Genomic DNA, 22,896 nt, shown 5'->3' with positions numbered 1-22,896 from the left:
GGAAAACATATGGGTAATAAAATTATAAAAGTTTTAATTGTTGATGATGAACATTTAGTAAGGACTCTACTTAGAAGATGCATAGATTGGAACTCCATCGGTATGGAAATTATAGGAGAAGCGACATCAGGAGAGGATGCAATAGAATTAGTAAATAAGTATCAGCCAGATTTGGTTTTTACAGACATTTGTATGCCAGGTACTGATGGCATTGAATTTGCTGATTTTGTAATGAAATCATATTCTAATGTTAAGATAGTTGTTATTTCAGGTTATGATGATTTTAAGTATGCTCAGAGGGGTATCAGAGCAGGAATAAAAGAATATTTATTAAAACCTATTGATGATGAGGTTGTATTAAAAACTGCATTAAAAATGAAAGTGGAAATAGAAGAAGAACGTGAAGTGATGTCCGAAAATAATATTATTAAAAAACAGTTTATTGAAAACCTGCCTTTTTTAGAAGAAAGACTTTTTAATAGACTCATTCATCCAAACATAAATATTGTTGAAGTAGAGAGGCAGATGGATTATTTAAATTTTAAATTTGGACATGAAAATTTTCAATTAGCAGTTATAGAAATAATACTCGGAAATGAGGACAATTATACAAAAAAAGAAAAGATATATGATACTAAAATAGTGGATAAACTAGAAGAATATTTTCAAAAGTATACGGATATATATATTTTTTTTGATGATAATTACAATATAGCGATTATAAATAATGGTGATGAAATTAGTTTCAAAAATGCTTTAGAGAATGTTGAGGGTAATATATTAAAAAAGATTAAATGGAATTATAGTGTTGGTATTGGAACAACAAAATATAAAATTGAAAGCATAGAAAAATCGTATAATGAAGCAGTGACGGCTTTAAATTACAGAACGATTCTTGGAAAAGATTCTGTGATTAAATATGATGATATTAATTTCAAGAAGGAAACAGTAAAGAATACTATAATTAAAATTGATGATAAACTTGAATTATACTTCTTGGCTGGATCAGGAGAAATGATACAAAAAACTATTGATGATATCTTCAAGAATAAAGATATTATTATCAATACGTCAATAAATAAGGTGAAGGAATATGCTTTTAGTTATGTATCTACAATTTTTGAAGCCTTAAAGGAACTTAATATTGATATAAAAGAGCTTCATTCAGGTAAATTTGATATATATAATGATATATATAAACTTGATACAATTCCGGATATTAAGAAATATATAATAGAGATGAGTTATGATGCAATAAAGGTAATAAGTTATCACAAGAATAGAAAATCAAATAAGCTTATTGATGATATAACTAAATATTTGAAGTTAAACCTGGGAAATAGTGAACTGTCTTTATCGAAGGTGGCTCAAATATTTTTTATTAATCCAAGTTACTTAAGTAGGATGTTTAAAAAAGAAATGGAAGTGAATTTTATGGAATACATAGTCAAACTTAGAATTGATAAGGCCATAATGCTGCTAAATAGCACAGATTTAAAGGCATATGAGATTGGTGATAAAGTTGGTATCGCAGATCCTAGTTATTTTAGTACAAGTTTTAAAAAATATACCGGAATTTCAGTTAGTGAATATAGAAAAGTTAAACATTAAGGTAAAGATATCTAAAGAAAAAGTAAAGATTTTTAATTCATATGAAAACGTTTAAAGTATATTATTAACTTATTCGGTTACACAATGTAATAATATATATCGAGGGGGAACTAAATGAATAGAAAATTTATGAAAATCTCATCACTGCTATTAACAATTGCATTAACTTCAACTCTTATGGCTTGTGGAAATAAGACTACGTCAACTACCCAAACGGGTTCAAATCAAAAAATAACATTGAAACTTTGGCACATTTGGACATCCGATACTGACTCAAATAAGCAAAATGTGGAAGCTGTAATAAAAGAATGGAATACTGCAAATCCTAATGTGCAAATTGAAGCAGAGGGTACTGAAAATGAGGCATACAAAACAAAAATAAAGACGGCTATATCAGCTAACGAAGCTCCAGATATATTTGTAACTTGGGGAGCTGGTTTCTCTCAACCATTTGTTGATGCTGGAAAGCTCCTACCTTTAGATGATTACTTAAAGGATGGAACTAAAGAAAAGTTATTAAATGGAGCACTTACTTATTTAACATATAATAAAAAAGTTTATGGATTACCTTATGCAAATGATATCGGTATTTTCTATGTTAATAAAGAATTATTTGATAAGAATAATATAAAGATACCTACAACCTATGATGAGTTATTAGTTGCGATTAAGGCATTTAAATCTAAGGGAATAACTCCTATGGCTGTTGGAGAAAAAGATAAATGGCCAGGAATGTTTTATTATGATGCCTTAGCACTTCGTGAAGGCGGAGCTAAGCTCAGTAATAGTGCTTTGGCTAAAAAATCTTCTTTTGAAGATCCTACTTTTGTAAATGCATCATCTAAATTAAGTAAACTTGTGGATGCAGGTGCTTTTAATTCTGCGGCTCTTGGACTTACTCGTGATGAGTCTGAAGTACCATTCCTTCAAGGAAAGATTCCGATGTATTATAACGGAAGTTGGCTCGCAGGTACTATTGATCAGGGTAAATCAGTGGTTAAAGGCAAAGTTGTTGCTATGAACTTTCCGGCTTTAAGTGATGGTAAGGGTGGAGCAGATGAGGTTCTAGGTGGTGCTATTAATGGATTTGTGGTTAATGCAAATACAGAGCACAAGGCAGAGGCAGCTAAAGCTGTTAAATTTATAGCAGAAAATATATCAAAGAAACTATATACCACAGGTGCTGGAATACCGACTTGGAAGGTTGATGTTGATGAATCAAAGATTGCTCCTTTAACTAAACAAATATCAGTTATAGCTAAAAAATCTACAGGAAATGTTGTTTGGTGGGATACTTACCTTAGTGGTGCAGATGCAGAAGTTCATAAGGACTTAGTTGCACAGATTTTTGGTAAACAAATAACACCTGCAAAATTTGCTAAGCAAATGCAGGCTATCAATAAGAAGTAGATAAAGATAAACTCCTCCTAATTACAGAAGTAAATGCAATTGGGAGGAGTATTAAATTGAAATATCATAAAATGTTAAGGAGGAAACGATACATGGATAAAATTCTAAATAATAAAAAAGCAATATTTATATTTGTTTTTCCAGCTATGTTATTGTTTATTATAGCGGTTATACTTCCTATTATAATTTCAACGTACTATAGTCTGCTGGATTGGAATGGAATTGGAAAAGCATCATTTGTTGGATTAAAAAATTATACAAGTTTATTTGTGAATAATACGGATGGCTTTATAAAATCAGTTCAAAACTCATTTATTCTAGCTATTCTATCAGTAGTTATACAATTACCCTTAGCACTTATATTGGCTTTGATTTTAGCTAGAGGGATTAAGGGTGAGGGATTCTTTAGAACTGTTTACTTTATACCAGTAATAATATCAACTGTTGTTATTGGTCAACTTTTTATGAAAATATATAATCCAGATTACGGAATGTTAAATATTATTCTTAAGAATATTGGTCTGGGTAAATATGAAAATGCTTGGTTAGCAGATACGAAAACAGCATTATTTGCAACTTTTATACCAATTATTTGGCAATACGTTGGTTACCATATGCTTTTAATGTATGCTGCAATTAAATCTGTTTCAGGGGATATATACGAGGCAGCAAAAATAGATGGAGCATCTGCTTTCACTATGGCTACCCATATAACCATTCCTCTTATTAAACCAATATTGCAGGTATGCACAGTATTTGCAGTTGTAGGCTCTTTTAAAGCTTTTGATCTAATTTATGTTTTAACAAATGGAGGACCACTACACGCAAGTGAAGTTCCAAGTACAATAATGTACAGTACCATTTTTAATAAGTACATGTATGGATATGGAAGTGCTATGTCCACATTTATTATAGTAGAATGTCTAGTATTTACATTAATAATCTATAAGTTATTTAAAGATAAAAAAATCAAGGAAGTTTAAATTAAATAAAAAAAAGGAGGAGCTTTTATGGGAGAAGTTAAAGACCAGAGAATAAAAAGAGACATATTTAGTAAACTAAATCTAGAAACTAAGAAGAAAAAAATGAATATTAAAAGTATAATACTAGTTATCTTTTTAGTTATAGTTACTATAATTCAGTTATATCCATTAATTTGGTTAGTACTAGTTTCATTTAAGAATAATGCGGAGATTTTTGGAGGAAATGTCCTTGGATTGCCTAAAGTATGGAAGATATCAAACTATATGAGTGCACTTACAAGCGGAAATGTAGGAAGATATCTTATAAACAGTATAATTGTTACTGGTTCAACTATTATTATATCGAGTATTCTTATAGCAACATCATCATATGCTATAACTCGTATGAGGTGGAAGTTTAGTAAACTAACATTAGTTATATTCCTATTAGGAATGATGGTACCAATACACTCCACATTATTGCCGTTATTTTTAATATTAACGAAACTACACATATTAAATACATATATGGCTTTAATAATACCATATGTGGCATTTGCTCTTCCAATGGGTATATTTGTAATGACAAGTTTTCTTGAAGGAATACCTAAGGAACTTGAAGAAGCTGCTTGTGTTGATGGATGTAACATATATCAAATTTTCTATAAGATTGTTTTACCATTATTAAAACCGTCTCTTGCAACTGTTGCCATATTTACGTACTTATCAAGTTGGAATGAATTAATGTTCGCAAACACTTTCCTTAATAATCCAAAGTTTGCAACATTACCTGTTGGTATTATGTCAATGGCAGGGCAGCATGCCACTGAATGGGGACCAATTCTAGCTGGTCTTGTTATTGCAACATTACCATCTATTCTTATATATATACCTCTAAGCAATCAAGTACAAAAGAGTTTAATGACTGGTGCCGTTAAAGGGTAATAGTGTGTAAGTGTACTTTTTAAAAATCAGTTTAATTGAAAGGAATGATGATTTATATGAAAGAAGTGCCAATGTATAAAAATGAAAATTTAAGTTTTGAAAAGCGTATCATAGGATTACTAGTAGTGCTGTAGAATCAGTTGCTCTTGCTGTAAATAATGGTTGTGATTTAAATTGTGGTAATATGTATTTGAATGTTTTACTTGCTAACAAAGAAGGACTAGTGTCTGAAGAAACCATTAGCAAGTCTGTTGAAAGGCTTATAACTACCAGAATGAAACTTGGTATGTTTGATGACGAAGTAAAGGTTCCTTATGCAAGTATCCCTTATGAAGAAAATGACTCAAGGGAGCATAGAGAATTTGCTTTAAGGGTCTCAGAAAAAACAATGGCTCTATTAAAGAATGAAAATTATATATTACCAATTAATAAAGATAATATTAATTCTATAGCAGTAATTGGACCAAATGCGAATAGTCGCGATGCATTAACTGGGAATTATTTTGGTACATCATCAAAATATGAGTTAAAGGGAATCAAAAAGATTAATTTAAAGCCTGGACAAGAAAGGCAATTAGAGTTTGAATTAACACCAAGACAAATGGCACTAATAGACAACGATGGAAATTGCATTCTTGAACCAGGGGTGTTTGAGGTTTTCGTGGGAGGAAGTCAGCCAGACGATAGAAGTGCTGAACTTACAGGTACAGTTGTGAAAAAGTGTTTTTTTTGAAGTAAAAGGAGAAACTTTCCAACTAGAATATTAACTATACATTTACTTTTGAGTATTTAAGAAATCCATTATCCATATTTAAAACTATAAGTCCTGTTTCATTTAAATATTCAACGTACGACCTTAACATTCGCTCGATAAGTGTATATTTATATCTATTGCTTATATTAATATTAAAATTTTCAATAACAGTCTTTAGAATATCTTGCATTGTCATAGAACCTACTATGAGAATATATATTGCTTTTGCTCTATTTTTATAGAAATTTATATTATCAGTTATAAGTCCTGTAATTTCGTTATATATACCTTTATGTGCAACTATGTATTTAGAACATTTTAAGTCATAAAGTTTTGATTTGCTTAATAAATCTTCTGTGAGTATATAGGCATAGGGCATTTTAGAGCCATTCATGACTTCATGACTTATAAGTGTGTCTCCAATATAGGCAACATCATCTGGAGTGGTTATGCATATATGTGCAGGACTATGTCCTGGCGTATGAAGGATTTTGAATTCAACTCCACATACATATATCGAGTTTTGATTATCATAAATCATCATGTCTGTTTGGCAAACCATATGTCCAAAATGCAATGCAACATCAGATAATGTTTGGTTACTGTAATAAAGCTTTAGATTTATAACTGAACTACAAACAAGGGCTTCGTAGACTGGCATTGCAATTATACAATTGAATTTATTTTTTAAAAAAGTATTGTTGCCTATATGGTCAACATGAGCATGACTGCATATTATAGCTACTACCTTAAAGTTGTTCTTTTCTAGTAGTTCATCAATTCCTTGTCTTTGTCCTTTTGCCCATCCAGAATCCAACATAATTATTTCTTTTTCATTAATTTTATAAAATGGTATATATGTCATACCGGCAGTAATACAGAATGTATTTCCCTTGATTTTTTTTATCTCCATGTATTATTTTAGTGAAAGTGTGATTATTGTAAATAGACACTTCCACTAAATGCTCACTTCCTTTATTGTATAATTTATTTTTTTGATAATTCTATTAATGCACATCCCTCTATTGCGTCTATTCCATTTATTTTGCAAAACTCAAGTATTTCAGGACTTCCAGCCCCTGGTTGAATGAGTACTTTATTTATTTTTAACGAGTGAGCTTCCTTAAGGATTTTAATGCCTTTATAGGGGTTAATGCATAAATCTAAAACTTCTACATTGTAGGGTACATCGCTTAGATTGTTATAAACGCTTTTATTTTCAACAGATGGATTTACGCCGACTACATTAAATCCATCTGTTTTTAAAGAAAGTAATATTTTAGAGGCATATTTTGATTGATTTAATACATCCCCAACTACAACCCAGTTTTTATAAATTAAAAGTTCATTTGCTTTCAATTTTATCATCTCCTAGTAAAATATAATATATATTTATTATTATTACCACAAGTAATTAAATTTATTTTAAATTATTTTGAATTATTTTAAGCAGCAGAATTGCATAATAAATAATATTAGAGTTATTAAAGTCACATGTGGGCGTAATACATAAAGTTTTGTCTTATATAACCGATATAACAATTATAAAAGGTTTTAAGTGATTACATGTGATATGTAATGGCTCGTGGAGAAAAGATTAAAACTATGTTAATAGGCAATAACTATGGAATGGGTGATAAATATGAAACTTTCAGCGAAATTATTTAAAATAGTATTATTGGTAAGTTTAGTTTTAATTTGTTTTCTTTATATAATTTCAAAATCGTTTTTAGTAAAGAGCTTCACTGATATGGAAATTGATAAAGCTTTTAAGGATACTAAGGTTGTCCTTAATTATATTCAAAATGATCTGAATAATATAAATGATGCAAATTTAGATTATTCAAGATGGGATGAAACTTATAATTATATGAATAACAGAAATAATAAGTATATAGAAGATAATTTTGACGATACAACTTCTATGGGTGGGGTAAAAATAAACTTTATTTTCATCACTGATAATCAGGGGAACATAGTTTATAAAAAAAATATGAAAGAAGATACAAAGGAAATGTTTACGTTGGCTTTTGCTAAAAATGTAACCTCAAATATCTCTAAACTATTAAGTAATAATAACATAAAAAACGTTAAGGGAACTTTTTTATATGGTAAATACCCAATTTTAATATCTGCACAAAGAATTACAAAAGGTGACGGTTTAGGTCATAGCCCTGGTTTTTTGATTTTCGCGAAGTATTATGATAAAGAGGAAATGGATACGCTTAACCAAAATACGGGACTTAAAACAGAAATAGCGTATTATGATAAAGAATTAATTTTAAACAACGAATTTATAAGAAAAAATGAATTTGTTAAAGTAAGTAATGAAAAACTTATTATTGGTTATGGCTTAATTAACGATATATTTTCAAAACCTTCTTTTTTCGTGAAGATTACATCAGAAAGAAATGTCTTTAAAAAGGCGCAAAATACAATGGATTTCTACTTTTTAATTGTGCTTGTTGCTTTAATAATTTTTTCTTTAAGTGTTTTTATATTAATACATGTGTTTGTTGTAAGAAAAATTAAAATTATAAACGAAGTAGTTGAGAATGTACATAATTATTATGATGTATTTCCAAGTATAATCTTAAAAGGAAACGATGAAATATCTGAACTTGGATCTAAATTTAACGATATGTTCCAAAGGCTAAAGAAATCGGATGAAACTATTGTATCACTTGCAAATTATGACGCTCTTACAGGGCTTACAAATAGAAAAAAATTGCTAGAGAACATTACAGATTTGCTCAAAAATAAAAATGAAAATTTAGCAGTTTTCTTTATAACTCTAGATAAATTCAAGGCTATAAATGAAAGTTTTGGTCATCAAGTAGGAGATATAGTTCTTGCAAAGGTGGCAGAAAGGCTTGAGAATAATATCGCAAAATCAAAGGATGTGGTAAGTAGAATTGGTGGGGATGAATTCATTGTAATTATAAGGAATTTAATTTCAGCAGCAGATGCAACAGAAATTGCAGAAAAAATTGTAAAAACATTAAGTGGCGCTTATATATATAATGACGAATCACTATATATTGGTGCAAGTGTTGGTATTAGTTTATTTCCACAGCATGGAAATGATGTAGATGCTTTAATAAGAAATGCTGACTTAGCTATGTATGAAGTTAAAAATAGTGGAGGACATGGGTATCGTCTATATAACAACATCATGAATTATAATAATAATCGCATGTTACAAATGGAAAAGGACTTAAAAAGCGCTATGGAGAGGAATGAATTTATAACGTACTATCAGCCTATTATAGATTTGAAATTAATGGAAGTATTAAGTGCAGAATCTCTTATAAGGTGGAAATGTGGAGATAAAATTATTCAGCCTATAGAATTTATTCCAATAGCAAAGAAAATAGGTGAAATGGTAGAAATCGATAATTGGATGTTGCTTAATGCATGCACTCAATGTAAAAAATGGCAAAATTCAGGCTCAAAGAATTTTAGTATATCCGTAAATACCTCATATAAACAATTAATACAAGCAAACTTTGTTCAAATAGTAATGAATATATGTCGCAATCAATCATTAGATCCTAAATATTTAAATCTTGAAATTACTGAGGATGAGGCTATGGAGGACATTAATTTAATAATAAAAGTCCTTTTAGAGTTAAAATCCTGCGGAATAAAAATTTCAATGGATGATTTTGGCACAGGTTATTCATCTCTTAGTTGGTTAAGCAAACTTCCTATTGATACAATAAAAATAGATAGGTCACTTATAATAAATTTAGACAACAACTCCAAAAATATAGTTATAATTAAAGCTATAATAGCGGTTGCAGATAGTTTAGATATTAAAGTTATTGCAGAAGGAATTGAAACAGAAACGGAACTCCTTACATTAAAAGAACTTGGATGTCAGTATATTCAAGGGTATCTAATAGGAAAACCGATGGTGGCCTCTGATTTTCACAAGGAGTTTATTATATGATTTTTTGTGGAGAAACCTATCTTTTTATCATGTTTATACGATAATATCATTGTGAAGATCAGTTACGGGGTGTTAATAATGAAAATTGGGGGAAAAGAAATGAAATTATTTAAAAACAGAGAGTCTGTTGTAATAGAAGGTAGACTTAGTGAGTCTTCAGATGAAACAGTGCAAAAGGAAGTTCAGTTTGATAATGAAACTACAAGCTTTATTAAGGATATGAGTAAGTTGTTATCGGAAACTGTAAAGCAACACCATATTGTAGATAGTGATCATAATGTTTTGGGTGAACTTGCAGATAAAGTAAAAGTACATATGAATGAGATTTCTAACTTAACAAAAAATACTAATGCATTAACCGATAGCTTACACTTAGAAGGTGATAAACTCATTGAGATTACGGAGGATACAGTTAAGAAATCTCACGAGGGCAAAGTGGCTATTGAAGAAATGGTAACAATAATAAAATCTTTAGAAAAAGAGAATAAGACTACTACTGATAGTATAAATGACTTGGCTAGAAAGTTTAGCCAAGTCAATGAAGTTGTTAAGTTAATAACCAGCATTGCAAGCCAAACTAATCTCTTGGCTTTAAATGCAGCAATTGAAGCAGCAAGAGCGGGAGAGCAGGGAAAAGGTTTTGCAGTAGTGGCAGGTGAGATAAAAAAACTGGCTGAAATGACGAAACAAAGCACTAAAGATATTTCAGACTTAATAGGAAGTATTGAGAATGAAACAAAGATAGTTCTAAATAATTCGGATAAATCTAATGAGGTTATTGCTAAGGGCGTTAAAGCTTCTGATAATGCTGTAGAAAAAATAGAGGGTAGTCTTTCTTCCGTAGCGAAAGTGGAACAGGAAGTAAAGGGTGTAATAGATATTTTAACAAATCAAAAACAACACATTGAAAATATGAGCAAAGAAATAATAGATGTTGATAAAATCTTAAAAATCACATCTGATGCTATAGTAAATCATATAGAGGAAGCCAGTGTTGTAGAGAGGCAATTGGAGGAAACAAAAACACAGTTAAGTTCATATAGTAAAAAACTAATTTAGTAACATATGTTGATGACAGCGGTGTTATAAGGAAGTATAGTAACCTCGTCAGGCAAGTGCAAAAGGTGGATGTATATTTTTAGATTTATGTAGAATATTATATTAAGTATATAAAAATATATTTAAGGAGGCAAAAAATTGTCAGTTAATGATAAGACTTATGAAATTATAATTACCCAGGAGGGTCTTGATACTTATAGGGGCTCGAATATTAGTGCAAGTACTATGGGTGAATATTTAGGCATTAATAGCGTGATGACTGATTTTGAGTGGGATGAAGATATAAACAAAGGCGTAATTCTTTATGCTAAAGTTGTAGACGATATTGCCACTCAGGATGCTTTAGCTGAATTAGAAGGTGTTGAGTTTATTGAGAAGGTAGAGGAAAGTGAATTTTAATATAGATAATTATGGGCTGTCTCATATTAGAAATTATTATCTATATTGGATGGCCTAGCGGTAGAAAAGAATAAAAATCTTAATAAAGAAGTCAAGTGTAAAATTGGTACAAACAATAAATTTATTTAATTGCTTGTACCAATTTTTTACTATAACCATTTCTTCTTATTGAAATATATAATTTCACAAAAAGAAATGAAAAACATTATAAATATAGTAATAAAATAGCCGTATTTGTAATGTAATTCGGGCATATCTTGAAAGTTCATTCCATAAATCCCTGTGATTATTGTAAGGGGCATCATAATAGTAGTAATTATTGTTAAGACTTTCATAACTTTATTCATGGAATTTGATAGCTGGGAAGAATAAAGCTCAAGGCAAGATGTAACCATTTCATGGTCAGATTCAATTAAGTCATATATTCTAAGTGCATGGTCATATATATCAGTGAAATATACTCTATATTTTTCAGTTATAATATCATCATGGCGAAGGAGAGTATTTAAAACCTCTCGTAGTGGAGAAACAACTCGCCTAAGCTTAATTACGGTTTTTTTAATTTTCATAATATTGTTAAGTGTACTTTGAACAGGGTTGTTCATGGATTCTTCTTCTAAAAAATTGATTTTCTCTTCGACTTTATCGGTTACAATAAACAATTGGTCTATTGCATCATCAAGTATATTATATAAAACAAAATCACTTCCATTAGATACAATAGAGAGTCCGTTGTTTATGTCATTTATAATCTTTTTTATGGATTTATTTTCACCATAATGTATTGTTATAATATAATTCAAACTAATGTATATATATATATTGTTATAAGAAAAGGCATTGCTAACATTATTATCTGTTGTGGAAATGATTAGAAAGTGATAATCATTATAATCGTTTATTTTAGACCTCTTAGCTTTATGCATACAGTCTTCAATAGTGAGATGGTGGAAATTAAATTTGTTTTTAAGAAATTTAAAATCATTAGCAGTTGGATTGCTAATATTAAGCCAAAACATTTCTTTTGTATCTGGATCTTCAGAAAATGCTTGTTCTAAGTCATTAAATTCATGTGCTTTATTATTAATATATGTAATCAATAAAATCTCTCCCTTTAATGAAGTGTCGTTTATAGAAATATTAACTTAATAATATATTATATATGGTAAAATAACAAATAGATATAATCTAGAGTATATTTTCACAAAGGAGACTTAAAAATGATTGAAATTATTGCAGCGACAATAGGAGATGTAAAAAGAATTGAAGAAAGTGGTGCTGATAGAATAGAACTTGTTAGTGCATTATCCGAGGGCGGTTTGACGCCCAGCTATGCTCTAATAAAAAGAGCAGTGCAAAGTGTTAAGATACCAGTAAATGTTATGATAAGACCACATGGAAAATCATTTACATATACAGATGAGGAAATTGAGCTTATGGTAGAAGATATTATAATTGCAAAAGAACTAAATGTAAATGGTGTGGTATTTGGTGTTTTAAATAGAAAAAATGAGATATGTGAGCCTTCTTTAGAGAAGCTTTTAAAAGCATGTCATGGCATTGATGTAACCTTTCATAGGGCTATTGATGAGCTGTTAGACCCAGTTAAAGGTATAGAAGTTTTAGCGAATTATGGCCAAATTAAAAACGTTCTTACATCAGGTGGAAAAGGGGATATACTCAAAAACATTCCAGTTATCAAAAATATGGTAGAGAAATCAAAACATATTAACGTAATAGTTGGGGGCGGTTTAAATGCTGAAAATATTAAAGATGTTAATGAAAAAACAAAGGCACCTGCGTATCATTTTGGAACTGCAGTAAGAAATGATAAATCAGTATTTGGAGAAATAAATATTGATAGTTTAAAAATATTAGTTAATACTATTAGTAGCCAGAGGTAGGTAACTACGTTACCTACCTCTGGCTACTAATAACATAGAACTACTTGCAAGCTTCGTCGAATACTTTACGAATAATATCTTTGGATGGCACGCCTTCATGTATCTTAACCCCGTCTACATAGAATGTAGGGACATAATAGTAATCGTATTGTTTAGCTATTTCTGGTTGGAGTTCTTCATCAATTACTTTAACTTCAATGTTTGCATATTCTGGATTAGTATTCTTTAAGTCTGTAATAATAGAATGTGCTTGTTTACAGTAAGGACACCAGTCGGTTATAAACATTAATACAGGTTTCATTTATTAACACCACCTATTTTTATTTTAAGTATATATTGTTTTGAATCTTACAAGATATTATACACTATCTTGTTACTTTATTTCTAATAAAAAAGTATTTTAATTTTGTATAGATTAGGTAACAATAATTTAAGAATGTATATATATTTAAGATTAACTATATTTATGGAGGTATAATATGAAGAGAAAAAGTTTAACTATGTTCACAATTTTTTTATTTTTAGGTTGTTTCTTAGGGAGCCAAACAGCAATGGCTTATTCTACACTAAGTAAAAATGATGAAAAAGTAATTTATTTAACCTTTGATGATGGACCAAGTGTTATGACAGATAAGGTTCTGGATATACTTAAAGCAAATGGTGTAAATGCTACTTTTTTTCTTATAGGAAATCAAATAAAAGGTTATGAGGATATGGTAAAAAGAATATATACGCAGGGTAATGGTATAGGTCTGCATACTTATACCCACACATATAATAAGATATATTCAAGTAGAAAAGGATTTATATCTGAGATGCTTAAATCTCAGGATGAAATTAATTCTATTATAGGAGTTAAACCAACAATAATAAGATTTCCTTCGGGTAGTAGCAAACATTTAACTAAAGGTTTTTTAGAAGAACTTCATGGGTATAATTTTAAAGTATATGATTGGAATGCTGTTATGTCCGATGGAGTTAATTGTAATACTCCTCCTGACAAGTTATATAGAGAAGCAACTAAAACAACAGTTAGGGAGCATCCTATAATGCTGCTTATGCATTGTGACTATATGCATAAAAACACGTGTAAGGCATTACCTAGAGTAATAAAGTTTTATAAAGATCATGGATATGAATTTAAAATTATTAATGATAAAACACCTGAAGTTTATTTTCCAATTAAAAATAACAAATAATAAACACGTCAAAATGACCAGTTAAAATGATATTAACTGGCTGTTTGTTTTAAAGGTAATAAGAATAAAAGAATTTTATAAAAACATATGAAATTGTTTGACAATTGTGTGAATTTAGAATATTATATGTATTAAGATTGGTTTTAAAATAAAATTTATAAAGCGATGATGGAGAAAAAAATTCCAAGGCATAACTACAGAGAACCAATAATTTTTGAGAATTGGTGTTATGTGGGAACAAATATATCACTCTAGAGCTTCTTAGTTGAAATAAAGTAAACATGGACGGATGCCACCGTTATAAGGCTAGGTTTTAAAGAGATTTTGTGATTTAAATTTGATTTCTTGGAGCTGATAATAAGGTAATTCATTGATTTGAATTATAAACTAGGGTGGTACCACGAAAGTTTTCGTCCCTATAAACATATATATATGTGTTTATAGGGATGAAAACTTTTTATTTTAAGAAATAGTTTTCTTAGATAAGTATAATTGTCAATACAAGAAGTTTTAGTTTTAAATTTTACTGGTATAAAAAATATAATAAAATAATGAATAAAGCTATGAAGGAGATAAAAATATCACATTTAAAACTACAGAGAGTCAACGGTTGCTGAGAGTTGATGTTTTAAGGATATGTAATAATCACTCCTGAGCTGTAAAAATAATGAGGTAATTCATTAATTTGAATTACGAACTAGGGTGGTACCACGAATCTTTCGTCCCTATAAACATAATTAATTATGCTTATAGGGATGGAAGATTTTTTATTTGAAAGTAAAAGGGGGAGTTGTAATGTATAAAACTATAAGTGCAAAGGTGGAACATGGTATAGACGCATTAGTAAGAGTTACAAACACTTTAAGGAGAAAAGAATTTAAAATAAAAGGATTAGTAATGACAGAAGTTGAAATTGATGGATATTCAGATTTAAGGATAACAATAGAGGAATATTCTAATTTAGGGATAGAACAAGCGATGATGCAGCTTAGAAAAATTATAAATGTATATGAAATTGAAGAAGTTAAGGTTGAGATCGCAGCACCGCAGGTGATGATTTAATTAAAAAACTAAAAAGAAGGTGATAATATGTTACTTAATGGAGCTCAAATAGTACTTAAGTGTCTAAAAGAGCAAGAGTCAAATATTATATTTGGATATCCAGGTGGAGCTGTGATTCCACTCTATGATGCACTATATGATGAACTTGATTATTTCACTCACATTAGAACAGCTCATGAACAAGCGGCAGTTCATGCAGCAGATGGGTATGCAAGGTCCACAGGAAAGGTTGGTGTATGTTTTGTAACTTCAGGTCCTGGTGCAACGAATACTATAACTGGAATAGCAACGGCTTATATGGATTCGATTCCAATGGTTGTAATTACTGGGCAGGTTGCACGGAGTTTGCTTGGACGTGATTCTTTTCAGGAAATAGATATAATGGGAATAACTTTATCTATTACAAAGCACAGTTGCATTGTAAAAGATGAAAAAGAATTAACAGGTATTATAAGAAAAGCATTTGAAATAGCCAAAAGTGGAAGACCGGGGCCAGTACTTATTGATATCCCAAAGGATATATTCTTAAGTGAAACGGAATATAAAATGGTAGAAAAAGAAGATAAAATACAAACACCAACTATTAATATAGAGATGAAAAAAATACAAGAGGCAGTTCTTATGATTAAGTCTTCAAAGAAACCTATAATTTATGCTGGTGGTGGAATTAAAACAGCTAATGCTTCAAAGAAATTTTGTGAGTTTGCGAAACTTTGCGATATTCCTGTGGCAAATACATTAATGGGACTTGGTACCATTCCAAGAGATCATAAATTATCTCTTGGAATGGTAGGAATGCATGGATTTCGCGAAACAAATTTAGCAGTGACAAGGAGTGATTTAATTATAGCAATTGGTGCACGATTTAGTGATAGAGTAATTGGAAAAGCAGATGAATTTGCACCAGCTGCAAAAATCATTCAGATTGATATTGATGAGACTGAGATAGATAAAAATAAGAGCATAGACTTATCTTTAGTTGGAGATATGAATACGATACTAGAAGGTTTAATTTCTAATATGGATCAAAAGGATAGAAAGGTATGGCGTGAGGAGATAGAGAACCTCAAGGTAACAAATAATACAAATATAAAACAAAATAGTTTTACGCATGTTGATGTGCTCAAATGTTTGAATGGAGCTCTTGAGGAAGATACAATTGTTGTAACTGATGTAGGACAACATCAAATGTGGACTGCCCAAATGTGGAAATTCAAGTATCCTAGAACATTTATAACTTCAGGAGGCCTTGGAACAATGGGGTTTGGATTAGGGGCTGCAATTGGAAGTCAGATGGGTAATTTAGACAAAAGGGTTCTACTAGTAACTGGTGATGGAAGTTTTAGAATGAGCTGCAATGAACTTCAAACTATATCAAAATATAAACTTCCTATAATTACTGTGATTATGAATAATCATACCTTAGGAATGGTAAGACAGTGGCAGAGAATGTTTAGCAATGAAAGATATAGTGAAACAGATATTGGTGATGAGGTAAACTATGTAAAGCTTGCACAGGCTTATGGTATTGAAGCATATAGAGTTACAAGTAGGGATCAATTAAAGAATGTACTCGAAATAGTAACGAAAGAAAAAAGGCCTATGCTTATAGATTGTGTAATAGATAAAGAGGAAGGCGTATACCCAATCGTGCCGCCGGGGAAATCTATAAAGGAATTAGTATTAGAGTGAAATAATGATTGTCAGTAATATTTAATATATATAAATTTTTATTTTATAAATAAGCCACTTCATACCATAAGTGGCTTATTTTGAATTTTTTTTTAATATAACTAATATTTATAATGTTAGTTGAAGTATAATAGTGATTGTGTAGGTTGCACTTAATCACCTAAAATATAATACTTATGGGGGACACAACATGGATTTATCAACTATTTTTTTAATATTTATATATGTGTTTAATATAATGTCCGTTTTGAAACTGATTTTTATAAAACGAAGTGATACGAGAGTTATATTTGCATGGCTTTTAGTATTCTTTTTTTTACCTTATATTGGTTTTATTTTTTATTTCTTGATTGGTAGTAAATATAAAATGCGTATCATGTCAAAAAAGTATGGTATGAGGGAAATAGAAGAAAAGTATAATAAAGTGCTAGAGAAACACATTCATAATATTGATACGGATAAAATACAATTTAGAGAGGTAGAAACTAAAAAATATAGAGATTTGATTACCATGAACTCAAAAAATATAATGTGTTATTTTACTCAAAATAATGAAGTAGAGCTTTTATTAAATGCTAAGGAAACATTTTCTATGGTTTTTGAAGATATTAAAAATGCTAAAATAAGCATTGAAGTAATGTATTATATTTTTAAAGCAAAAGATAAAATTGGTAAAAAATTTATATCTCTTTTAGAAGAAAAGGCAAGCCAGGGAGTAAAAGTAACTTTAATATATGATGGAATTGGGTCTTTACATACTCATATGAGTGATTTTAAGGAGTTAAAGAAAGCTGGTGGGCATGTGTACAGATTTTTGCCATCTATTATAAAAAGCTTGTTGCTTGTAAATTACAGATTACATAGAAAAATAGTTATTTTAGATGGTAAAATTGCTCATACTGGTGGAATTAATGTGGGTGACGAATATTTTGGTTTGAAAAAAATAAATAAACCTTGGAGGGATACAACTATACGTTTGACTGGTTACAGTGTACTTTCATTTCAAACAAGATTTTGGTCTGATTTAGTTTTTTTGCAAAATCAAAGCTTTAGAAAGATAAATAGGGCTAAATTAAAGTTTGATGAAAGGTTACTAAAAAGTTTTTATGATCCTATTGAAGAAGGAAACATAGGAGTTCAAATACTCTCAAGTGGGCCTAGTAGTAGAAATGACTCTATAAAAGATAGTTACGTTAAGATGATTACAACTGCCAAAAAATATTTATATATTCAAACACCATATTTTATTCCAGATAAAACTATATTAGATGCGCTAAGGATGGCAGCTGCTGGTGGCGTTGATGTTAGAATAATGCTTCCTGGTATACCAGATAAAAAACCTATTTATGCTGTTTCATTATTAAATGTGGCAAAACTCTTAAAGTATGGAGTAAAGGTATATCTGCATTCAGGTTTTCTTCATGCAAAAACACTTGTTATAGATGACCACGTTTCAACAGTAGGAACTGCAAATATTGATATTAGAAGTTTTAGTCTTAATTATGAAATTAATGCATTTGTTTATAATAATGAATTTGCTATTAAATGTCGTGATACATTTTTAAATGATATCAAAGATTGTACGATATTTGATATAGAAACTTATTCTAAGCGTGGTTTGTGGAAAAAGATCTATGAATCTGTTTGGCGTTTTATTACTCCTATTGCTTGAAACTTAACAAAGTATGTTGTTAATTAACATTGTTTTAATCTGCTAATAACAATGTTAATTTATAATGTAATTATAAGTGGATTTAAAATAGTAATATTTATTCTAGCAGTTTCTTATACTAAGAGAGTAGAATATAATGGGAGGTATTTATATGGTAATTAATTATGCACATAGGGGTGCTAGTGGCTATTTTCCTGAAAACACAATGCTTTCTTTTAGAAAAGCAATTGAACTCGGGGCTACTGGCATTGAAACTGATATTCAGATGACTTCGGATGGAGTACTTGTGCTTATTCATGATGAGAATGTAGACCGAACCACAAATGGAACGGGACTTGTAAAAGATTTTAGATTTGTTGATTTAAATAAATTGGATGCTGGTTCTTGGTTTAATGATAATTATAATAATGAAACGATACCTACTGCTGAGCAGTTAATTATTTTAGCTAAAGAAAATAACATATTATTAAACTTAGAGATAAAAAATGGTGAAGTTATATATCCAGGCATTGAAGAAAAACTTATAGAGATGATTTATAAATATAATTATGGAGACAAGGTAATATTATCTAGTTTTAATCACTACTCTATGGTACATTGCAAAGAGATTTCTAAAGAAATAAAAACAGGGCTTTTATACATGGCTGGACTTTATCATCCTGAAGCATATTGTAAATATACTGGGGCAGATGCGTTGCATCCATATTATATTTCTATTAATAAGGAAATTATTGATGACGCAAAAAAAGAGGGCCTTTTAGTAAATCCTTTTACAGTAAATAGTGAAGAAGCTATGAAAAAGTTAATTGAAGCTGGTGTTAGTGGAATAATTACTAATTATCCGGATAAATTAAAGAATGTATTAATTAATCTTAAAAAATAAATACTAATTTAACTAAAATAATGAACCCCATTGTTTAATAAAACAATGGGGTTCATTATTTTTTGAGCAATATAGATTAAAGTTTGCAAAAATTCACTTAACTTAACCTTAACAATAATTACCTTTTTCCTTAACATATAGCATCTACAATAGTAATTGTAATAAATTAATATATGAATTAGAAGGGAGAATACAGTGAGTGAAATTATTTCAACGAAAAAAGAAGTAATCAAACTGGAGTTAAAAGAGACTAGGATAGGTTTAAAAAGAAAATTAGAACCATATGCATTTTTATTTCCCAGTTTATTATTATTTGGATTGTTTGTTTATTATCCATTTTTAAAAACTTTATATATGAGTTTTAGTTTAACAAATGCTCATGGAGGATTTCAAGAATTTATTGGTATTCAAAATTATGTAGAGATATTTACTTCAGCAGATTTTATAAATAGTCTAGTTGTGACAATGAAATTTGTTGTTATTACAACTATTCCATCCGTAATTATTGGTCTTTTTTTAGCACTACTTGCAAACAACAAAGTAAAAGGAATTGGAATATCAAAGGTAATGTTTGCTGTTCCAATAGCAGTATCATCAGCATCTGCATCAATTATTTGGGGGATAATTTTCCACCCAAGTATAGGAATGCTAAATAATATTTTAAAAACAAGCATTGGGTGGTTAATAGATCCACATTGGGCACTATTTTCTGTTGCGTTTGTAACCATTTGGATGAATATAGGAGTAAACTTCATATTTATTTTAGCTGGTCTAAAGAATGTTCCAAAGGAAATACTTGAAAGTTCATCTATTGATGGGGCAAGATATTTTAGAAAATTATTTAAGATTATTATTCCAATGATATCACCTACATTATTTTTTATGGTATTTATGGATATTATGAATGCATTTCAATCATTTGGACAAGTAAATATATTAACGAATGGTGGACCTGGAAATTCAACAAATGTATTGGTATTTTCTATTTATAGAGAAGCATTTTTTAATGGTAGGTTTGATACCGCATCTGCTCAGTCAATTATATTATTCATTTTTATGTTTGTTATAGCAATGTTTCAATTTAGTTATGAAAAGAAAGGAGTGCATTACTCTTAATGGAAAATAAAAAAAATAATATAATTTTGCTTATAACAAATATTGCTGTGGGGTTACTTATTATTTCTCCAATTTTATATGCACTATCAGTAACATTTATGACGACAGATCAAATTCATACTATGCCACCAAAATTTTTACCTAAGAGTTTTTTCCTTGGTAACTATAAAGAGGTAGTAGCGGCGATTCCTATATTTAGGTTTATATTTAACAGCTTTTTAGTCTCAACAGCTGTAACTATTGGGCAAATAATAACTTCTTGTCTTAGTGCTTATGCTTTTGCATTTTATGAATTTAAAGGGAAAAAAGTTTTATTCATAATAATAATTGCTACAGTAATGGTCCCTGGAGAGGCAATTATTATCTCTAACTATTTGACAATAAGTTCATTGAATTTACTAGATACATATACAGGGCTCATATTACCATATTTAACATCAGCTATGGGGATTTTCATGATGAGACAATATTTTTTAACAGTTCCTATAGAACTTAAAGAAGCTTCAATCATAGATGGATGCACTGGGCTTCAGTTTTTAACTAAAATCCTTATGCCTATTTCAAAACCTATAATTGGGTCACTAGGAATTTATATGTTCCTATTAACTTGGAATCAATATATGTGGCCTTTACTTATAACAAGTAAACCAGAGATGAGGACAGTTCAAATTGGAATGACGATGCTTCAATCTTCAGAAGTACAATCATTTGGTATGATGCTCGCAGGAATTATAATAATCATAATTCCATCTATATTTATATTTATAATTGGTCAAAAACAATTAATTGATGGAATGACGTCAGGGTCAGTTAAAGGTTAATAATAAAAAACATATGTTTTAAGGGGGATTTATTAATGAAAAAAAGACTGGTTTCAACAATGCTTGCAGTTATGATTTCAGCTTCAATGCTAAGTGGGTGTGGTAGCGAAGCTAAGCAATCAAGTTCTAAAACAGTAACGGGCGCCAAAGCAGAACATGTTAACATAACATTTTGGCATGGGATGGGTGGAAACCTAGGAGTTTCACTTAATAAATTGGTAAAAGATTTTAATGATTCTCAAAAAACCATCACGGTTACTGCTCAATTCCAAGGTGATTATGATTCAGCGCTTAATAAATTGAAAAGTTCTCAGTTAAGTAATTCGGGCCCCGATGTTATGCAGTCTTATGATATAGGAACAAGATATATGATTGATAGTAAGGCTATAGTTCCAGTTCAGAATTTTATTGATAAGGAAAAATATGATACCTCTACTCTTGAGCCAAACCTCCTAGCATATTATACAGTAGATAAAAAATTGAATTCTATGCCTTTTAATTCTTCAACACCAATACTTTACTATAATAAAACTGCATTTAAAGCTGCGGGACTTGACCCAAATACTCCACCTAAAACTTTAACAGAAGTTGAAACTATGGCAAAAAAACTTTTAAAAAAGGATGCATCGGGTAAAGTAACTCAATATGGATATGCAATGCCTATATATGCTTGGTTTTTTGAACAATTTATGATTAAGCAAGGTAAAAATTATGCAAACAATGGTAACGGAAGAACCGTAGCTGCAACAACAGTTGAATACAACAAAAATGGTGGTGGACTAACTGTGCTAAATGAATGGAAAAAGTTAGTTGACTCAGGTGATGTAGGAAATTTCGGACGTAAAACCCAGGATACTCAGAATGCATTTATGGCTGGTAATACAGCAATGTACTTAGATTCAACGGCATCTCTAAGTTCAGTTTTAAATGGTGTAAATAAGAAGTTTGAGGTAGGAACAGGATTTTTACCTAAAGTTAATAGTACGGACAAAGGTGGAGTTTCTATAGGAGGAGCGTCTCTTTGGATAATGGATAAAAAAGATGAAGCAAAACAGCAAGCATCATGGGAATTTCTAAAGTTCATGGTATCAGCTAAAGAGCAAGCGTATTGGAATGCAAATACTGGATATTTTCCTGTTAATAAACAGGCTTATAATCTTAAAGAGGTTAAGGATAATTTAGTCAAATACCCACAATTTCAAACAGCTATAAACCAATTACATGCATCTACTCCTGATTCAAAAGGAGCATTACTCGGTGTATTCCCAGAAGCAAGAGCTGCAACTGAAATAAATATCGAATCTATGCTTGGAGGAAAACAAACACCACAAGAAGCCTTAGACAATGCAGCAAAAACAGCAAATAGTGCTATTGAGAAATACAATAAAACTAATAAATAAATAAATTCATTTATGACAAAGTCAATTAGAAGTAATTCTAAAACCCGTAAAA

21 protein-coding genes and 2 other annotated features are annotated in these 22,896 nt (G+C 29.9%); of the genes, 17 read left to right on the top strand and 4 right to left on the bottom strand.

What is annotated here, in order from left to right; translation table 11 throughout:
• Positions 1 to 9: 9 nt before the first annotated feature.
• From A7L45_RS17560 to A7L45_RS17540, 5 genes are all read left to right on the top strand, one after another.
• A complete protein-coding gene (locus tag A7L45_RS17560; protein WP_071613984.1) occupies positions 10 to 1,611 on the top strand; it encodes a response regulator in 1,602 nt (533 codons plus the stop codon).
• 114 nt (positions 1,612 to 1,725) lie between these two features.
• A complete protein-coding gene (locus A7L45_RS17555; protein ID WP_071613983.1) occupies positions 1,726 to 3,021 on the top strand; it encodes an extracellular solute-binding protein in 1,296 nt (431 codons plus the stop codon).
• Positions 3,022 to 3,113: 92 nt separating this feature from the next.
• Entirely contained in the window at positions 3,114 to 4,004 is an 891-nt protein-coding gene (locus A7L45_RS17550; protein WP_071613982.1) for a carbohydrate ABC transporter permease, read from the top strand.
• Positions 4,005 to 4,106: 102 nt separating this feature from the next.
• The gene (locus A7L45_RS17545) at positions 4,107 to 4,928 is read left to right on the top strand and encodes a carbohydrate ABC transporter permease (protein ID WP_071615035.1); all 822 of its coding nucleotides are present in this window, start codon (positions 4,107 to 4,109) and stop codon (positions 4,926 to 4,928) included.
• Positions 4,929 to 5,112: 184 nt separating this feature from the next.
• Entirely contained in the window at positions 5,113 to 5,661 is a 549-nt protein-coding gene (locus A7L45_RS17540; RefSeq protein ID WP_071613981.1) for a fibronectin type III-like domain-contianing protein, read from the top strand.
• A 34-nt stretch (positions 5,662 to 5,695) separates the two neighbouring features.
• Here A7L45_RS17540 and A7L45_RS17535 read toward each other — a convergent pair whose 3' ends face one another.
• Both A7L45_RS17535 and A7L45_RS17530 read right to left on the bottom strand, forming a co-directional pair.
• Positions 5,696 to 6,595: an MBL fold metallo-hydrolase gene (locus A7L45_RS17535; protein ID WP_071613980.1), complete on the bottom strand. Its 900-nt coding sequence runs from the start codon at positions 6,593 to 6,595 to the stop codon at positions 5,696 to 5,698.
• Between the two features lie 74 nt (positions 6,596 to 6,669).
• Entirely contained in the window at positions 6,670 to 7,041 is a 372-nt protein-coding gene (locus A7L45_RS17530) for a CoA-binding protein (RefSeq protein WP_071613979.1), read from the bottom strand.
• Between the two features lie 283 nt (positions 7,042 to 7,324).
• Between A7L45_RS17530 and A7L45_RS17525 the strand changes: the two genes are divergently transcribed.
• The 3 genes from A7L45_RS17525 (at position 7,325) to A7L45_RS17515 (ending at position 11,095) form a co-directional block, all read left to right on the top strand.
• Positions 7,325 to 9,637 (top strand): EAL domain-containing protein, encoded by a 2,313-nt coding sequence (locus A7L45_RS17525; protein WP_071613978.1) that lies wholly within the window; start codon positions 7,325 to 7,327, stop codon positions 9,635 to 9,637.
• Positions 9,638 to 9,736: 99 nt separating this feature from the next.
• Complete coding sequence (locus A7L45_RS17520; protein ID WP_071615034.1) at positions 9,737 to 10,696, top strand: methyl-accepting chemotaxis protein; 960 nt, start codon at positions 9,737 to 9,739, stop codon at positions 10,694 to 10,696.
• Positions 10,697 to 10,834: 138 nt separating this feature from the next.
• Complete coding sequence (locus A7L45_RS17515) at positions 10,835 to 11,095, top strand: hypothetical protein (protein ID WP_071613977.1); 261 nt, start codon at positions 10,835 to 10,837, stop codon at positions 11,093 to 11,095.
• 149 nt (positions 11,096 to 11,244) lie between these two features.
• Here the strand turns inward: A7L45_RS17515 and corA are convergent, their stop codons facing one another.
• On the bottom strand, positions 11,245 to 12,195 hold the full coding sequence (corA, locus tag A7L45_RS17510) for a magnesium/cobalt transporter CorA (RefSeq protein WP_071613976.1): 951 nt from the start codon (positions 12,193 to 12,195) through the stop codon (positions 11,245 to 11,247).
• Between the two features lie 120 nt (positions 12,196 to 12,315).
• Here corA and A7L45_RS17505 point away from each other — a divergent pair, with 120 nt between their 5' ends.
• On the top strand, positions 12,316 to 12,999 hold the full coding sequence (locus A7L45_RS17505) for a copper homeostasis protein CutC (protein ID WP_071613975.1): 684 nt from the start codon (positions 12,316 to 12,318) through the stop codon (positions 12,997 to 12,999).
• 40 nt (positions 13,000 to 13,039) lie between these two features.
• Here the strand turns inward: A7L45_RS17505 and A7L45_RS17500 are convergent, their stop codons facing one another.
• Entirely contained in the window at positions 13,040 to 13,300 is a 261-nt protein-coding gene (locus tag A7L45_RS17500) for a thioredoxin family protein (RefSeq protein WP_071613974.1), read from the bottom strand.
• A 178-nt stretch (positions 13,301 to 13,478) separates the two neighbouring features.
• Here A7L45_RS17500 and A7L45_RS17495 point away from each other — a divergent pair, with 178 nt between their 5' ends.
• The 8 genes from A7L45_RS17495 to A7L45_RS17460 all read left to right on the top strand — a co-directional run bounded on the left by A7L45_RS17495 (position 13,479) and on the right by A7L45_RS17460 (position 22,844).
• Positions 13,479 to 14,198, top strand: coding sequence for a polysaccharide deacetylase family protein (locus A7L45_RS17495; protein WP_071613973.1), 720 nt, complete (start codon positions 13,479 to 13,481; stop codon positions 14,196 to 14,198).
• A 156-nt stretch (positions 14,199 to 14,354) separates the two neighbouring features.
• Positions 14,355 to 14,619 (top strand) — a binding site (T-box leader).
• Between the two features lie 133 nt (positions 14,620 to 14,752).
• Positions 14,753 to 14,928: a binding site (T-box leader), on the top strand.
• Positions 14,929 to 14,993: 65 nt separating this feature from the next.
• Positions 14,994 to 15,260, top strand: a complete 267-nt coding sequence (locus tag A7L45_RS17490) for an ACT domain-containing protein (RefSeq protein WP_071613972.1) — start codon at positions 14,994 to 14,996, stop codon at positions 15,258 to 15,260.
• Between the two features lie 27 nt (positions 15,261 to 15,287).
• Positions 15,288 to 16,952, top strand: coding sequence for a biosynthetic-type acetolactate synthase large subunit (gene ilvB / locus A7L45_RS17485; protein ID WP_071613971.1), 1,665 nt, complete (start codon positions 15,288 to 15,290; stop codon positions 16,950 to 16,952).
• Positions 16,953 to 17,142: 190 nt separating this feature from the next.
• On the top strand, positions 17,143 to 18,624 hold the full coding sequence (gene cls, locus A7L45_RS17480; RefSeq protein WP_071613970.1) for a cardiolipin synthase: 1,482 nt from the start codon (positions 17,143 to 17,145) through the stop codon (positions 18,622 to 18,624).
• A 151-nt stretch (positions 18,625 to 18,775) separates the two neighbouring features.
• On the top strand, positions 18,776 to 19,507 hold the full coding sequence (locus A7L45_RS17475; RefSeq protein WP_071613969.1) for a glycerophosphodiester phosphodiesterase: 732 nt from the start codon (positions 18,776 to 18,778) through the stop codon (positions 19,505 to 19,507).
• A gap of 195 nt (positions 19,508 to 19,702) precedes the next feature.
• Positions 19,703 to 20,623 carry a carbohydrate ABC transporter permease gene (locus A7L45_RS17470; protein ID WP_224616874.1) on the top strand — a complete coding sequence of 307 codons (921 nt, stop codon included), beginning with the start codon at positions 19,703 to 19,705 and terminating at the stop codon, positions 20,621 to 20,623.
• Positions 20,623 to 21,444 (top strand): carbohydrate ABC transporter permease, encoded by an 822-nt coding sequence (locus tag A7L45_RS17465; RefSeq protein WP_071613968.1) that lies wholly within the window; start codon positions 20,623 to 20,625, stop codon positions 21,442 to 21,444. Before A7L45_RS17470 ends, A7L45_RS17465 begins: the two co-directional genes overlap by 1 nt.
• 35 nt (positions 21,445 to 21,479) lie before the next feature.
• Positions 21,480 to 22,844, top strand: coding sequence for an ABC transporter substrate-binding protein (locus A7L45_RS17460; RefSeq protein WP_071613967.1), 1,365 nt, complete (start codon positions 21,480 to 21,482; stop codon positions 22,842 to 22,844).
• Positions 22,845 to 22,896 lie beyond the last annotated feature (52 nt).

The organism is Clostridium estertheticum subsp. estertheticum, from assembly GCF_001877035.1.
GTDB classification, from domain to species: domain Bacteria; phylum Bacillota; class Clostridia; order Clostridiales; family Clostridiaceae; genus Clostridium_AD; species Clostridium_AD estertheticum.
Note: the sequence above shows the minus strand (reverse complement) of the source record. Positions and strands in the feature narration are given on the sequence as shown.